The organism is Methylophaga thalassica MP (assembly GCF_000214595.1).
Taxonomy (GTDB): domain Bacteria; phylum Pseudomonadota; class Gammaproteobacteria; order Nitrosococcales; family Methylophagaceae; genus Methylophaga; species Methylophaga thalassica.
The window spans coordinates 116,402-131,859 of sequence record NZ_AFIG01000001.1 but is presented as its reverse complement, the minus strand read 5'-3'; the positions used below and the strand labels follow the sequence as shown (position 1 = coordinate 131,859).

Annotated in this window: 13 protein-coding genes; all 13 read right to left on the bottom strand. The window is 43.6% G+C overall.

The window, feature by feature from the left end:
• Positions 1 to 2: 2 nt before the first annotated feature.
• The 13 genes from MAMP_RS00575 to prmA all read right to left on the bottom strand — a co-directional run bounded on the left by MAMP_RS00575 (position 3) and on the right by prmA (position 15,454).
• Positions 3 to 3,137 carry an efflux RND transporter permease subunit gene (locus MAMP_RS00575; RefSeq protein WP_007144011.1) on the bottom strand — a complete coding sequence of 1,045 codons (3,135 nt, stop codon included), beginning with the start codon at positions 3,135 to 3,137 and terminating at the stop codon, positions 3 to 5.
• A 2-nt stretch (positions 3,138 to 3,139) separates the two neighbouring features.
• Positions 3,140 to 4,294, bottom strand: a complete 1,155-nt coding sequence (locus MAMP_RS00570; RefSeq protein ID WP_007144010.1) for an efflux RND transporter periplasmic adaptor subunit — start codon at positions 4,292 to 4,294, stop codon at positions 3,140 to 3,142.
• An 11-nt stretch (positions 4,295 to 4,305) separates the two neighbouring features.
• On the bottom strand, positions 4,306 to 4,902 hold the full coding sequence (locus MAMP_RS00565) for a TetR/AcrR family transcriptional regulator (RefSeq protein ID WP_040576096.1): 597 nt from the start codon (positions 4,900 to 4,902) through the stop codon (positions 4,306 to 4,308).
• Between the two features lie 89 nt (positions 4,903 to 4,991).
• Positions 4,992 to 6,257: a DUF2254 domain-containing protein gene (locus MAMP_RS00560; RefSeq protein ID WP_007144008.1), complete on the bottom strand. Its 1,266-nt coding sequence runs from the start codon at positions 6,255 to 6,257 to the stop codon at positions 4,992 to 4,994.
• Between the two features lie 126 nt (positions 6,258 to 6,383).
• Positions 6,384 to 6,728: an iron-sulfur cluster insertion protein ErpA gene (erpA, locus tag MAMP_RS00555; RefSeq protein WP_007144007.1), complete on the bottom strand. Its 345-nt coding sequence runs from the start codon at positions 6,726 to 6,728 to the stop codon at positions 6,384 to 6,386.
• A gap of 65 nt (positions 6,729 to 6,793) precedes the next feature.
• The gene (locus MAMP_RS00550) at positions 6,794 to 7,237 is read right to left on the bottom strand and encodes a bactofilin family protein (RefSeq protein WP_007144006.1); all 444 of its coding nucleotides are present in this window, start codon (positions 7,235 to 7,237) and stop codon (positions 6,794 to 6,796) included.
• Positions 7,238 to 7,249: 12 nt separating this feature from the next.
• Complete coding sequence (locus tag MAMP_RS00545) at positions 7,250 to 7,942, bottom strand: DUF6776 family protein (RefSeq protein WP_007144005.1); 693 nt, start codon at positions 7,940 to 7,942, stop codon at positions 7,250 to 7,252.
• Entirely contained in the window at positions 7,942 to 8,973 is a 1,032-nt protein-coding gene (gene argC, locus MAMP_RS00540; RefSeq protein ID WP_007144004.1) for an N-acetyl-gamma-glutamyl-phosphate reductase, read from the bottom strand. The genes MAMP_RS00545 and argC overlap by 1 nt, the downstream gene beginning before the upstream one ends.
• 74 nt (positions 8,974 to 9,047) lie before the next feature.
• Entirely contained in the window at positions 9,048 to 11,684 is a 2,637-nt protein-coding gene (locus MAMP_RS00535; RefSeq protein WP_007144003.1) for a class I adenylate cyclase, read from the bottom strand.
• A gap of 17 nt (positions 11,685 to 11,701) precedes the next feature.
• Positions 11,702 to 13,264, bottom strand: coding sequence for a bifunctional phosphoribosylaminoimidazolecarboxamide formyltransferase/IMP cyclohydrolase (gene purH, locus MAMP_RS00530; protein ID WP_007144002.1), 1,563 nt, complete (start codon positions 13,262 to 13,264; stop codon positions 11,702 to 11,704).
• 33 nt (positions 13,265 to 13,297) lie between these two features.
• The gene (gene fis, locus MAMP_RS00525; RefSeq protein WP_007144001.1) at positions 13,298 to 13,588 is read right to left on the bottom strand and encodes a DNA-binding transcriptional regulator Fis; all 291 of its coding nucleotides are present in this window, start codon (positions 13,586 to 13,588) and stop codon (positions 13,298 to 13,300) included.
• Positions 13,585 to 14,592 carry a tRNA dihydrouridine synthase DusB gene (gene dusB, locus MAMP_RS00520; RefSeq protein ID WP_007144000.1) on the bottom strand — a complete coding sequence of 336 codons (1,008 nt, stop codon included), beginning with the start codon at positions 14,590 to 14,592 and terminating at the stop codon, positions 13,585 to 13,587. Before dusB ends, fis begins: the two co-directional genes overlap by 4 nt.
• Positions 14,582 to 15,454, bottom strand: a complete 873-nt coding sequence (prmA, locus tag MAMP_RS00515; RefSeq protein ID WP_007143999.1) for a 50S ribosomal protein L11 methyltransferase — start codon at positions 15,452 to 15,454, stop codon at positions 14,582 to 14,584. Before prmA ends, dusB begins: the two co-directional genes overlap by 11 nt.
• Positions 15,455 to 15,458 lie beyond the last annotated feature (4 nt).

Here is a 15,458-nt window from a genome sequence, read left to right as displayed (position 1 = left end):
AATCAGGCCTTTTTAACTTCATTATGTGATGATTTTTTAGTCACTTTTTCACGCAAACTAAATACCACAACAAAGAAGACGGGTATAAAGAATATGGCTAATGCGGTAGCAGTGAAAACACCACCAAAAACACCTGTACCAATGGCATTTTGACTGCCAGAGCCAGCCCCCGTAGCTACCATCAGAGGTAATACGCCAAGCATAAAGGCAAGTGATGTCATGATGATAGGGCGAAGACGCATTCTGACCGCTTCCATGGTGGCATCAATCAGCGACATACCATCTTCATAAAGTGATTTAGCAAACTCAACAATTAAGATGGCATTTTTTGATGCCAGACCAATAGTCGTTAATAGGCCTACCTGGAAATACACGTCATTCGATAATCCACGGGCCATGGTAAACAAGACAGCCCCGATAATACCCAAAGGTATAACCATTAAAACGGAGAAAGGCACTGACCAGCTTTCATATAGTGCTGCCAGACACAGGAACACTACCATGATAGAGATAGCATAGAGTAGTGGTGCCTGATCGCCAGACTCACGTTCTTGATAAGATTGACCTGTCCATTCATAAGAAAAACCTGGAGGTAGTTTAGCTACTAACTCTTCCATGGCTTTCATCGCGTCACCAGAACTGACACCAGGCGCACCTTCACCCTGAATGTTCACTGATGAGACACCGTTATAGCGTTCAAGTCGTGGTGAACCATAAATCCAGCGTCCTTCTGACAGAGAACCCAGTGACACCATCTCATTATCATTATTACGGACATACCATTTTGATACATCCTCCGGCATCATACGATATGGCGCATCGCCTTGCACGTAGACTTTCTTGACCCGACCATTATCAATAAAATCATTGACATAGGTGGATGCCCAAGCTGTGTTAAAGGTCTGATTAATTTGGTTTAAGTCCACCCCAAAAGCCGCTGCTTTTGTATGATCCACATCGATTTTAAATTGAGGCGTATCTTCCTGACCATTGGGTCTCACACCCGTTAACCTTGGATCTTGAGCAGCCATACCCAGTAATTGATTTCTAGCATTCATCAATGCAGCATGACCTTGTCCACCCACATCTTTGAGCTGTAAATCAAAGCCGCTGGCATTACCGAGTTCAGTAATGGGAGGAGGGATGATAGGGAATATCATGGCATTCTTGATGGATGAAAAATATTGGAATGCACGTCCGGCAACACCTTGTACGCTTAACTCCTGACCAGGTCTTTCATCCCAAGGTTTCATATCGGTAAAGGCCATACCATTATTTTGACCACGACCAGCAAAGCTGAAGCCGATGATAGAGAAGACTGAGTTGACACTCTCTTTCTCTTGATCAAGATAATAATCTTCTATTTTATTCATCACCTCAGCAGAACGTTGTTTTGAGGCATTGGCAGGCAATGTCATCAAAGTAAACATGGTGCCCTGATCTTCTTCTGGCAAGAAAGAGGTGGGAAGTTTAGTGAATAAAACCGCCAATACGCCCACAATCAATAAATAAATAAGCATATATCTGCCAGTACGGTGAATCATATGGCCGACAGAGCTTTGGTATTTATTCGTTGCTCTGTTGAAATTACGGTTAAACCAGCCGAAGAAGCCTTTTTTATCATTGTGTTCATCATCGCCTGCTCTGAGCAATGTTGCACATAGGGCGGGGGTCAATGTCAGGGCAACCAGAACCGATAAGGCCATAGCAGAGACGATGGCTACCGAGAATTGTCGGTAAATTACGCCCGTTGAGCCACCAAAAAAGGCCATAGGAATAAATACGGCTGAAAGTACCAGAACGATGCCCACGAGCGCACTAGTAATCTGATCCATTGATTTGCGGGTGGCCTCCCTAGGGGAGAGCCCATCTTCATGCATGACCCGCTCCACGTTTTCAACCACCACGATCGCATCATCAACCAGCAAACCTATCGCCAGCACCATGGCAAACATCGTCAGTGTATTGATACTAAAGCCGAAAGCGAACAGCACACCGAACGTCCCTAATAATACAATCGGCACGGCGATGGTTGGAATCAATGTGGCCCGGATATTCTGTAAGAATAAATACATGACCAGGAACACTAAAACGATCGCCTCAATTAAGGTGTGAATAACGTTTTCTATCGAGATTCTGACCGAAGGTGTCGTATCGTATGGATAAACGACTTTCAGGCTTTCTGGAAAATAAGGTGATAACTCGTCGATACGCTCACGAATTTTTTTGGCTGTTTCCAGTGCATTGGCGCCTGAAGCTAAATTAATACCGATACCAGCAGCCGGTTGTCTATTGTATTCCGTTTCAAATTGGTAATTCTCACCACCTAATTCAATACGAGCCACATCAGACAGTTTGATGCGTGAACCATCTTCATTCACACGTAAGATGATTTGGCCGAACTCTTCCGGTGTTTCCAGCTGGGTCTGTACGATAATACTGGCATTAAATTCTTGACCTTTAACAGCGGGTGCTCCTCCGAGTTCACCGGCAGCAATTTGCACGTTCTGTGCACTAATGGCACTGGTTACATCAGCTGTGGTCAATTTGTAATGTGCTAATTTATCTGGATTGAGCCAGATACGCATGGCGTATTGCGAGCCAAATACTTGGATTTGACCTACACCATTTATACGGCTTAAGGGATCTTTGATATTGGCCGAGACATAGTCAGCAATGTCATATTTGTCCAGACTGCCATTATCAGAGTAAAAGCCAAGCACCATTAAAAACGCCGCACTGGACTTGGTAACTTCTATGCCCTGATTCTGAACTGCTTGAGGTAGCAAAGGCATGGCAGATTGTAGTTTGTTCTGTACTTGTACCTGGGCAATATCGGCATCAGTACCTGCATTAAAGGTGACCGTTAACGAGCCAGCACCAGAGGAATCACTGGTACCAGACATATAAAGTACATTATCAATCCCCGTTAGGTTTTGTTCGATAACCTGAATAACCGTATCCTCAACCGTTTTTGCAGAAGCGCCAGGATAGGTTGTACTGATTTCTACTGAGGGTGGAGCTACCGTCGGATACTGGGATATCGGTAATTGAAAAATGGAAATTATCCCCGCCAACATGATGATAATGGAGATAACCCAGGCAAAAACAGGGCGATCAATAAAAAATCTAGCCATGGTTACGCTCCACTATCCGCTGTTTGTAATGTATTGTTATCAATCTTAACTGATGCTTCTGGTGCGACTTTTTGCAGACCCTCAACAATGATTTGATCACCAGCATTAAGCCCTGATTTAACAATCCAGTTGTCATTAACAGCCTGATCAAGTTCTAGTTGACGTAACTCCACTTTATTTTCTTTGTTAACAACTAAAGCTGTGGCATTGCCTTCACGATCAAAAGTGATCCCTTTTTGTGGGGCTAAAATGACATTGTCCAGTTGTCCTTCCTCAATTGTCGCTTTGACGAACATGCCGGGTAACAGCAGATTATCTGGGTTTGGCATAATGGCTCTCAATACCACATCACCCGTTGTTGGATCCACATTAGCCTCAGCGAACTGCAAGGTGCCTGTTTCAGAGTAAGCCGTTCCATCTTCCAGTGTTATAGTGACCTTTGGAGCCTTTTCCTTGTTGATTTGACGGGCAATAATACGTTTACGTAAATCCAGTAGTTGTTTCGATGGTTGTGATACATCAATGTATATAGGGTCAAGTTGATAGATTGTAGTTAGCACCGCTGTTTGCTGGGCTGTCACTAATGCACCTTCTGTGAAGTTTGATTTACCAATTTGCCCAGAAATAGGTGCATAGACATGCGTGTAGTTTAAGTTGGTTTCGGCCGTTTTTAATGTGGCTTCTTGAACTTTGATATCAGCTTCTGTTTGCTGATAGGTTGCTAAGGCATCATCATAATCTTGTTGACTGATGGCATTATCAGCGAGCAGATTTTTATATCTGGCTTCTTTCGATTTAGCTGTCTGGAGAGCCGCTTTGGCACGCATTAATTGTGCTTTGGCATTGGCTACTTCAGCTTCATATAAAGCGGCATCAATTTGATATAACTGTTGGCCTTCTTTCACCTGAGCGCCTTCTTCAAATAGGCGTTTCTCGATAATTCCATTCACCTGTGGGCGAACTTCTGCTTGCCTAAAGGCGGTAGTGCGAGCTGGTAATGAACTACGTAATGTGACCTTTTGTGGGGCGAGAGTGACAACATCAACATGACTCTCCTGTTGTTGAGCACCTTGTTGCTGCTCATCCGATTGACATGCGGTTAATATCAATAAAGCCGATAGTGCTATAACACGTGAGATTGAAGGTGAGATTTTCATGAATAACTCCATTATTGAGTCTCAATTGTTGATGTTGATATAGCACTCCATGATGCTTCCAACATAGTATTTAGGTCATCATTTGTAATATCGATAGTACGTCGAAGCTGCTGACCGGCCAGATTTACAATAGGTTCAAAACTAAAAGCGCTTAATACGTCATCAGGTAAGTTCTTTAATACGCCTTGCTGACGTCCTTGTTCATACAATTCTGCAATCGGTTTCAATTGTGACCATGTATCATCATATAAGTGGTGAAGTACATCCATTGGTAAATGATCAAACTGCGGCTTACATAACGTAATAGACTCATTTTCGAGACAGAATTGCCATAAATTCAGACACATTTGTCGATGCTGATCTTTTATTGGTAATGCGCCATTCTTGTTTTTAAATATGGCTTTAGCTACGGCACTAATAATCGTACTGTGTAAATCAGCAATAAGTGCATCTTTATCTTTGAAATAAAGATAGATAGTTCCTGCAGCAACGCCAGCTTCATTTGAAAGTTGTTTAATTGAGAAACCGTGAAAACCTTTCTCAGCTAACAACTTTAAGCTCGCAGATAAGATAGCTTGATGTTTATCCTTGCATGAGGATGCACACATGAAATTCTACCCATAATGAATGAACGTTCATTCATTTTAGGGTTAAAACAAATTTTAGTAAAGTGTATTTTTTGTGACAAATGTTTAAATTATGAAGATTTGATCGTGTCTCGTAATACTTGCAAGCGTTGTTTATCTGCATCTAACTTTAAGCTTAATAAAGCACGTTGATAAGCAAGTTCAGAGTGTTTGTCTACACAGCTCTCAAAGCATTCGGGACAGATTTGTTTTAAGGCTAGTAATGATTTTTGCAGTCGTATATGAATCTCAAGCATGCTAGCCCCATCCCGGCTGATGGGTAGAAAAATATCATCAAAAAGATTATCTAGCTTCACTTCTGGCATACGAACATGTGGGTAGGCAATACTCTCGTCAGCATCATCAAGATTTTTATGCTCTTGCCATAGTGACAGGACTCTGACTGCCCGACTCAAAATATCAATGGCAGTACCCGGATCATTCACGGCAGGAGAGAGTGCGCGGGAGGCGATTTCAGCGAGTACAGTGAAACCAAAGCGAGGATCCTGATCAAATGATCTCAAGTCATTGATGGTAAGTGCTTTATTGATAGTTTCGTCAATCGTATCAGATTGAGCACCGTCATAATAAGCAACAGCTTCACCTGGATGAACGAAGTGACCTGGCTCTATATACAAACAGATTTCAGTTTCATTTGATTCGGCACAGCGGTTGAGTCCACCCAAATCAATATGCTCGATATAACCAATGTGCTTAACATAAACAGCGTTTTTGCCTTTCTTGGGTGGGTTGTCTTTGTCTAAGCGTTTTGCACCAAGGCATGGATAGTCAATACGTTGTTTCATGGCTTCTGTAAGAGCTTCTTCCACACGGTTCGTGGTTTCACTCAATCGACCTAATAAAGATAGGTGCTCTATCCAACGCAAGATGGTGACAACGATCAGGATGATAACGCCGATAGTCACGGTAAACAGGATTAAACGACCATTTTCTCCATAGATATCGGTGCTCAAGGCAATAATACCGACCAGACTGAACAAAAAAGAGCCGATGAACGTTGCAAGTACATTCTGGGTCGTGGTGTCTTGCCTGACCAGTTGGGTTGCTCTTGGGGTCGCACTTGAGCTTGCTGCTGCATAAGCAGAGACCATAACACTGAGAGAAAACGTCGTGACGGCAAGCATGCTCGAAGCGAGGATATTTAGGATGCCTCGAACAGCCTCAGCACCAATCTCAAATGGAAGAGGGCTGTGTATCAATGATTGTGCGGGAATGGCAATTAATGCTGTCACAATAGCCAGTACTGCAAATAATGAGGCTCTCAACCACAATGTGCGCGTGAGTTGAGTTAATAACCATTGCCATTTTGATATCATCTTCTACCCTCTATCCGTATCGTTTCAGAATAATGAACCCGTCGTTAACAGGCAACAAAGACAATAAATGACGGCAAAAAAAAACCGATGTTGAAACACCGGTTTTTTGAGGTCATATGTTTTTACTTATGGCGAGAAAGAAGAGCCGCAACCACAGGTTGTTGTAGCATTTGGATTACGAATGACGAATTGAGAACCTTCAATGCCATCTGTGTAATCAATCTCTGCACCAACCAAGTATTGATAACTTGCTGGATCAATCAATAAAGTGACACCACCTTTTTCTACTTGTGTATCACCATCACTGACTTCTTCTTCGAAGGTAAAGCCATATTGGAAACCTGAGCAACCGCCTCCAGTAATGAATACTCGCAGCTTGAGCTGATCATTACCTTCTTCAGCGATAAGATTGCTGACTTTTGCTGCCGCTGCCTCGGTAAAAATGATTGGGCTGGGCATTTCGCTTGTCATGTCATCACTCCGAATAAATGGTTAATTAATAGCCATTATCCAATTCTGACTAAAATAGTCAAGATTTAGCTTTTTTGCTCAAGGTGGAAAGACGCTTTTTCATCAAAGACTTCATGCTCGACATGGAGTATATCTTCCTCTTCGTCCTGAGAGCGAATTAAGTGACCGTTCACTTCACTTCCCATGGCCATCTCGATCATGCGGTAATAAAGGTTGCCATTGATACGTGCTTTTGGCGCAAGCTCCACATGTTCTGATGCGAAGACATTACCATTTATTTCACCATTGATGATGAGATTAGGCACACGGACTTCCCCATCAATTTTTCCTTGTTCACTCAGGGTTAATAAGGAACCATCATCATTGGCAACAATAGTTCCTTGAATGCTGCCATCGATACGTAAACCACCACTGAAGTTGATATCGCCTTTTAGGTGTGTATCACGACCAATTAATGTATCTATGCGGGTCGTTGTTTTTTTCTTTTTTGGTTTATCTTTTTTGAACATGATGAACCTCATTTATGGCAGGGTAGTGGACACTTCCCACTGAAAAGTACGTTTAGTTAAGACTTTTTTATTTTGTTTTAATTCGATATCAATGCTTTTCGGTTGTTCATTCTCTTCGATGCTGAATACACCTTCAAGCACTTGCACATGTTTTAGTTTCAAACTGTGTTTATTGGCCAGCCGAGGTTTGGTTTTATCATCGGCAAAATTCAATGTCACCAATACATCACCTTTGATTGCTTTTGAGATTTTTTTCCCTTGGGTAATAACAATCCGATAAAAATACTGCGATAGATTATCTGGATTGGCTCTGAGATGAAGCTCTCGTATCTGAAGTTCACTACTGGCATTACCCTGGGTAATATTCTGATAGAACAATAGTTCTTTGTTCAGCTCAATGACTTGATCCTGCAATCTTTCTAGATTCGATTGTAACTGAGAGTCGGTGGCATCCTGCATCGCCTGCATTCGCGAAATATCATTTACCTGCGAGGAGAGAAGTTTATTTTGCTCAAGTAACTTCTTGTTTTCTTCCTGAAGAATTTTGTTCTGTTTTGTTAGTTCAGCAAGGTGTTTGTTTTGTTCACTTTGCCATTGGGTGGTCCAATACCAGACAATCGAAGTTGATACTGTGAGTGTTATCAGCAGTAGCAAAAAGGTTCTAAACGGTCGTCTGGTTTGGATTACATACGGTTTATCAATCATCAGGGCATCATCGCAATTACATTAATCCCTGTTTTTTCATCGAGGCCAAACATGATATTCATATTATGGATAGCCTGGCCTGAAGCGCCTTTGACCAAATTATCAATAACAGAAAGAACAACCACCGTATCACTGTTTTGAGGTTGGTGTACTGCGATTCGGCAGATATTACTACCCTGAACGCTACGTGTTTCTGGCATGGAGCCGATCGGCATCACATCCACAAAAGGCTCGTTAGCATAACGCTCTTCAAACACCTTTTGTAAGTTCACATCGTGCGTGGTGAGTCGAGCATATAAGGTGGCATGAATGCCTCTGACCATAGGAGCCAAGTGCGGAATAAAGGTTAAATCCACTTCTTGCTGGCAATGCTGAGATAATACTTCACGGATTTCAGGCAAGTGGCGATGACCACTCACGCCATAGGCTTTAAAGCTACCACTGGTTTCTGCCATCAGCATGGGGATGGCCGCTTTTCTGCCAGCACCACTGACGCCAGTTTTTGCATCCGCAATTAAGTGCAGGGGATCAATTAATCCTGCTTCCAATAATGGCAAAAAACCCAGTTCTGTGGCTGTTGGATAACAGCCTGGTACAGCAACTAACTGTGCGTCTTTGATCTTGTCGCGATTTAGTTCTGGTAAACCATAAACGGCCTGTTCAAATAATTCAGGACAAGTATGCTGGGTGTTATACCACTGCTCCCAGACTGCCAAATCTTTTAATCTGAAGTCAGCAGAAAGATCGATAACCCGAGTATTACGTTTAATGAGTTCAGGTACTAATGCCATCGCCACGGTATGAGGGGTGGCGAAGAAAACCACATCACATTGCGCAAGAATGTCGGGATCTGGCTCTGAAAAGGCGATATTTACATGACCACGCAAGTTTGGAAAAAGATCGCTGACGGGCATGCCTGCTTCACTTCGGGAGGTGATCACTTCCAGTGAGACCTCAGGGTGATTAGCAAGTAATCTTAATAGTTCGACACCTGTATATCCGGTGCCACCAACAATGCCGACTTTGATCATAACTTACTCTGTCGTCCGATAATGAAAGACCAACATAATAAAAGAGCACAGGCCAAAGAGAAAGCCCGTATCGATTATTGTTGGTTGAAAAGTTGTTCCAAACGGTTCTTTTGCTGAATATATATAGCCGTTGGGTAAGTGTGATTATCAGTAAATTGTAGTTGATTGATATAAAGCGGATATGTCTGGTTATTTTGTCGTAATGAATAAATAAGCTGGTGGACTTGAGCAAATAAGTTTATATCATCTGCCCGACCTTCAAACCATTTTTTACCACACATAATGGTGCAGGCCGCATCCAGTGCAGGACTGTCCATGGTCACCTGAACTGGTAGAAAAGTTTGTGTTGTGTTCTGTGGAGCAATCGCATTGACTTTCCAACTCTGCTGGTGACGGCTTAGCAAGTAAAAGCGGATATGTTTAAGTTTATTGTCTGCCTTAATGTGTGACAGAAACATTTGAAGGTGCCCCATCAGGGTCGACTCACTGAGATGCTGAACTTGCTGGCGGACGAGATTGGCATATTCATCAATAAGATAATACACCACAGTATTTTTCTCGAGATAAAGAAAAATACTTACTTGCTCAGCTGTCTGATAGCTCAATAGGGTATTTAGAAGTTGGTCTTTATCAAGATAGCTATCCAGCGCCTGTGCTGTGAAAGTGTGTGTATTGTCAGCAAGGTGTTGCCAGAAGGTTTGTGACATCGGCCGTCTTACATATTCAACCTGCTCATCATGCCATTGAAGTTGATAAGGACGATCGGCCAGATTAATCAAAAATTTTCCTCGTTGTGAATGAGTTTGATAAAGCTGGCAAACTTGCGGTATTAACGTTTCAAAGCGATGGTTTATTGATTTTTCAAACCCTGGAGTTGTACACCAGCTATTCACTTTGGGGGGGGCTGCCGGCTGCCAAAGTAGCAGGCTGGTAAGCATCTCCAGCACAGCCGTCTGACCCTGATAAAATGTACTGTAAATCTGACCATGACTAGAGATAAATAAGCAATCGAGCGTCAATACCAGACTTTCTTTAAAGGAACTGTAATTAAGCGGATCATTTTGTTTGCTGGAGAGTTGTAAACCCTGTTGAGAGAGTTTATTGCTGGGCTGCTGCTCCAGATTAGGGAATACCAAAACCTGAACAATGGTTTCCGTTGTTGTGATCTCTGCACGTTGCTTTGGGATATCAAGCTGGCCTAGGCCCTGGTTGATAATGTAATGACTGAGCTCTATGACAGATGATGTTGTGTACTTCTGGTGCTGATCCGTCACACTCAGCCAGTTGGTTTTTGCTAGCAGATGATGATTGATCGCCCAGCTTAAAACATCGATGAGTTGCGAATGTTGGTATAAGCCCGATTTTGCATTATCTGCAAGCGGCACCTGACTGACGAGCCAGTCCTGTTGATCCTTGAATCTGTATAAATACAGACGGCTTTCATTAAGTTCAGGCCGTAATGATAGTGGCAGTGAGGGAATCTGATTTCCCTGCGGTTGAAAACGTAAACGGTATAACTGCTTGAGATAAGTCATCTCATGGCGGGTATCCAGTTGATGATTTTTACAATAAAGCTCGAGCTTTTCTAATAAAGACTGAATAACAGGGGCTAATCTGGTAAACCATAGTTGGTTTTGTTTGATACTTGAGTGGCGATTATCCAACGTTTGTAATTGGGTTTCAGACCATCCCCACAACGTTGTCAGCTGTTTTACAAATTCTCTACGCCATGGATGCTGAGCTTGTTTTAGTTGAACAGAAAGTGCTTCCTGACTTTCCTTATAAAACACTTCTCTGGCGATATTGATTAATGATTCTTCGGCGTATGATTCAATAATGGAGAGTTTTAATGCCTGGTTTTCCAGTGCGGAAAAGCGAGACTCACCTTGATAAATAGCATGTTTTAAAACAGACGATAGTAATGGAAAAGACGTCACCGTCTCTAAGAGAAGAGGCTGATAGAGCAGATCAAGTGAGACATGCCCGTCTATCAGGACGCATTTGCCTACTGCATAAGTCGTTTCAAACAAGGCATTTTGATCAACAGCGTTGACCGGACCAAAATCCACCAGATTGTATTGTTTAAATTTAGCCTGTGTTTTGAACTCATCAACAATGGCTTGATGTTCCGTCGCTTCTTCATGGCTTATCAGCCACCAATAGGGCTCAGCACCTGCCAGTACAATACCTTGTGTATAGAACTGTTCTTTTTGCCATTCAGATAAGGCATTGTTATCAGCTAATGCCTTTTCGGTGAGTAACTGTGTTTTTAGCAATAGCCCATTTTCTTCGCACCAAGCTGTTATGGCATCTAACTTTAATTGCAGTTGGTGACGCTGTTCAATATCGACAAGATCAGAGCAGAGTACCCATAACTCAAATTCCGTTTTATCAGAGTAGCTGTAATGATGGTGAGGGTTGATAAGATAAAGGCCGCGCAAGGGATAACGACGTAAAGCGCGTACACGATGACTGAAGCTGCGATTCAGTTGTTGTGCTTTGTTTATCGTGTCCTGTGACGGGCGATAATCAAGCAAGCCGGCCGGCACATCATCACTGATATAACCCGGCAGAAGCTTGGCATTGATATGTAAGAAAAGGGGCAATAATTGAAAAATTAACGCCTGACGAGCAGGCGCCATTTCAATTAAGTGTTGAAAGCGCTGATAATTTAGCGATTGGAATAAACGATAAGTCTCAACGCGATCCACAAACAATCCGCGGTTATTTAATGTCTGAAGTGACGCATGCCAGTAAAGACCATGGCAATACCATGCTCATTTGCTGCCGCAATAACTTCATCATCACGCATGGAGCCGCCTGGTTGAATAACGGCTTTAATACCAGCCGCTGCTGCCGCATCCAGGCCATCTCGGAATGGGAAAAAGGCATCAGAAGCCATCACGGCACCTGGCACCGTTAAACCAGCATCTTCAGCTTTAATACCCGCAATTCGACTACTCACCACACGGCTCATTTGTCCGGCACCAATACCAACAGTTTGTTGATTTTTGACATAGACAATCGCGTTTGACTTCACAAACTTGGCGACACGCCAGGCAAATAATAAGTCAGCCATTTGTTCTTCAGATGGGGCTGTTTCAGTGACCACTTTCAGATCGGCTTTTTGTACCAGTGCTTCATCACGGTCCTGAACTAATAAACCACCGTTAACACGTTTGTAATCCAGTCCGGTTGCGGCATTGTTTTCAAATTCGCCACAGGCTAATAAACGCACATTGGCTTTTTGAGCGACGATTGCCTGGGCTTCTTCACTGATTGATGGTGCGATAATGACTTCGACAAACTGGCGATCAATAATGGCTTTTGCTGTCTCAGCATCTAATGGACGATTAAAGGCGATAATACCGCCAAAGGCAGAGGTTGGATCGGTTTCGTAAGCTAAGTCATATGCCTTGAGCAAGCTATCTGCGACAGCGACACCACATGGGTTGGCATGTTTAACAATCACACAAGCAGGCGCTTCTGGGAACGCTTTCACACATTCCAGCGCGGCATCTGTATCGGCAATATTGTTATATGACAGTTCTTTACCCTGCAATTGCTTGGCAGCACTGATGGTGCCAGAGGCAGGATTCGCTTCGGTATAGAAAGCGGCATTTTGGTGAGGATTTTCGCCATAACGCATATCTTGTTTTTTCACGAACTGGCTATTAAATGTACGTGAGAAAGAGGCTTTTTCTTCACCGGTTAATTTGCCCAGATAGTTGGCGATAGCACCGTCATAATATGCTGTATGTTCAAATGTTTTTACCGCTAAATCAAAACGGGTGGCATCATCGACGCCGCCATTGGCTTCGATTTGTGCCACAACGTTGGCGTAATCGGCTGGATCAATCAACACAGTGACATCCGCATGATTTTTGGCCGCGGCACGCAACATGGTGGGACCACCAATATCAATATTCTCAATAGCCATCGGCAAGGTGCAGTCATCACGTGCAATCGTGGCTTCAAATGGATAAAGGTTAACGACAACCAGATCAATCGGAGCAATATCATGCTCAGCCATGATGGCATCATCGGTACCACGACGACCTAATAAACCACCATGAATTTTGGGGTGTAATGTTTTGATACGGCCATCCATCATTTCTGGGAAGCCGGTATGTGAGGAGACTTCTTTTACTGGTAAGCCTGCTTCGGCTAATAATTTGGCTGTACCGCCAGTGGATAACAGTTCTACACCGAGCTTGTTTAATTGCTGGGCTAATTCAAGCACACCAGTTTTGTCTGATACGCTCAATAGAGCACGTTTGATTTGATTCATTGAAAATCACTTCCAGGAGATAAAAAATTCGATTTATAAGCCGTATTGCTTGAGTTTTTTACGTAATGTTCCACGGTTAATACCGAGAATTTCAGCTGCACGACTTTGGTTGCCGTTGGTATGTTCCAGGGTAGCTTTGAGCAAAGGAACTTCGACTTCCGTCATTAACATTTCATACAAGTTGGCTGCAGGATGACCTTCAAGTTGTTCGAAATAATCGGCGAGCGCACGCGACACACACACATTCAATGGTGCCGCTGTTTGCTCAGCGGCGACAGCTAGCTCTGCGCATGTAGTTGAATCTTTGGCTAGCGGTTGAGTCATGCGGCTTGGATATCCTGTTGTTCTTGTAATTGTTCAAAAAACTGACGTGTAAAGTCTACCTGCTGTTGCGGTGATTCGAGCAAATTCATTTCCTGACGGAAGGCATTACCATTACGTAGGCCCTTGCTATACCAGGCAATGTGTTTTCGCGCCATTCGGACACCAGAAAAATCACCATAAAAATCGTACAGGTTTTCCAGGTGTTCAATCAAGATCTGACGAATTTCAGCAACAGAAGGAGATGATAACAGTTTGTCATGCTCAAGGTAATGGATAATTTGTCTAAAAATCCATGGGTTACCCTGGGCAGCACGCCCGATCATTAAGCCATCAACGCCGGTTTTATTAAGTACTTCAGCTGCTTTTAACGGTGAATCTATATCGCCATTAGCAATAATTGGCATGGATGAAATAGCCGCTTTTATTTCTGCAATGGTGTCGTATTCGGCTTCGCCTTTATAGGCATCCGCTCTTGTTCTGCCATGAATCGCTAAGGCTTGTATGCCAGATTGTTCGGCAATACGGGCAATGGTTAAGCCATTACGGTTATCTCTATCCCAACCGGTACGTATTTTCAGGGTGACAGGCACATCGACAGCATTCACCACCGATTCAAGAATACTGGCCACTAATGATTCATCCTGCAATAGAGCAGAACCCGCCATCACATTACAGACTTTTTTTGCAGGGCAACCCATATTGATATCAATGATATGGGCACCTTGATCGACATTATGTTTTGCTGCTTCAGCCATCATTTTGGGATCGGCGCCAGCAATCTGTACACTACGCGGTTCTGGCTCACCTGCATGGTTGGCGCGTAATAAGGATTTTTTGCTAGCCCATAAGGCTTTATTTGCCGTAATCATTTCTGATACGGCCATTCCCGCACCAAGTCGACGACAAAGCTGGCGGAATGGACGATCCGTCACACCCGCCATCGGTGCCAGAAATAAATTATTCGGCAAACGGTATGGCCCGATGCTGAGAGTGTTACCTTGCATGACGAGTGCCGTTTAATCGAGTCCAATCTTCCTTGATGGTGGGAGCTTGCATATCAAACCAGGCAGCATAGCTATCCGATACTTCCTGTGCCTGTACCTCTAATATGCCTGATAACACCAGCTCCGCACTGGGTTTGGTCAGATTTGCAAAACGAGGCGCAAGGGTTTGTAGTGGGCCGGCCAGAATATTCGCTAGTAATAGATCACATGGCTCATCCGGGCAGTCACCGGGCAAATAGGCTTCGATCTCGACGCCATTACGTTCAGCATTGGCACGTGTCGCTTCAAGTGCCTGTGGATCGGTGTCGACACCAATAACACGTTCAGCTCCCAGTAAGGCAGCAGCAATCGCCAAAATACCACTACCACAACCATAATCAATCACGTATTTACCTTTAAGATCTGCCTGGTCTAACCAGTTCAGACATAAAGCTGTGGTGGGATGGGTACCGGTACCGAACGCCAAACCGGGATCGAGCATAATATTGACAGCGTCAGGTGCGGGGGGGGGATGCCAGCTAGGACATATCCATAAACGTTCGCCAAACTGGATAGGATGAAAATTATCCATCCATTCTCTTTCCCAATCTTTGTCTTCAACGGCTTCAACGCGATATGGCGGTATATCGCTTACCAGCGTTGATAACATATTGCCGACATCATCGGGATTGGTTTCCGCATCAAATAAGGCGACAACACGTGTTGCCGTCCACAATGGTGTGGTACCCAGATCGGGTTCGTAAATAGGTTGATCGGCATCATCCTCAAAGGTGACAGCCGCTGCACCACACTCAGAAAACGCATCAGACAAAGCATCTGCTTTGTCTGATGTGGTGTTACAGATAAATTGAATCCAGGCCATGTGG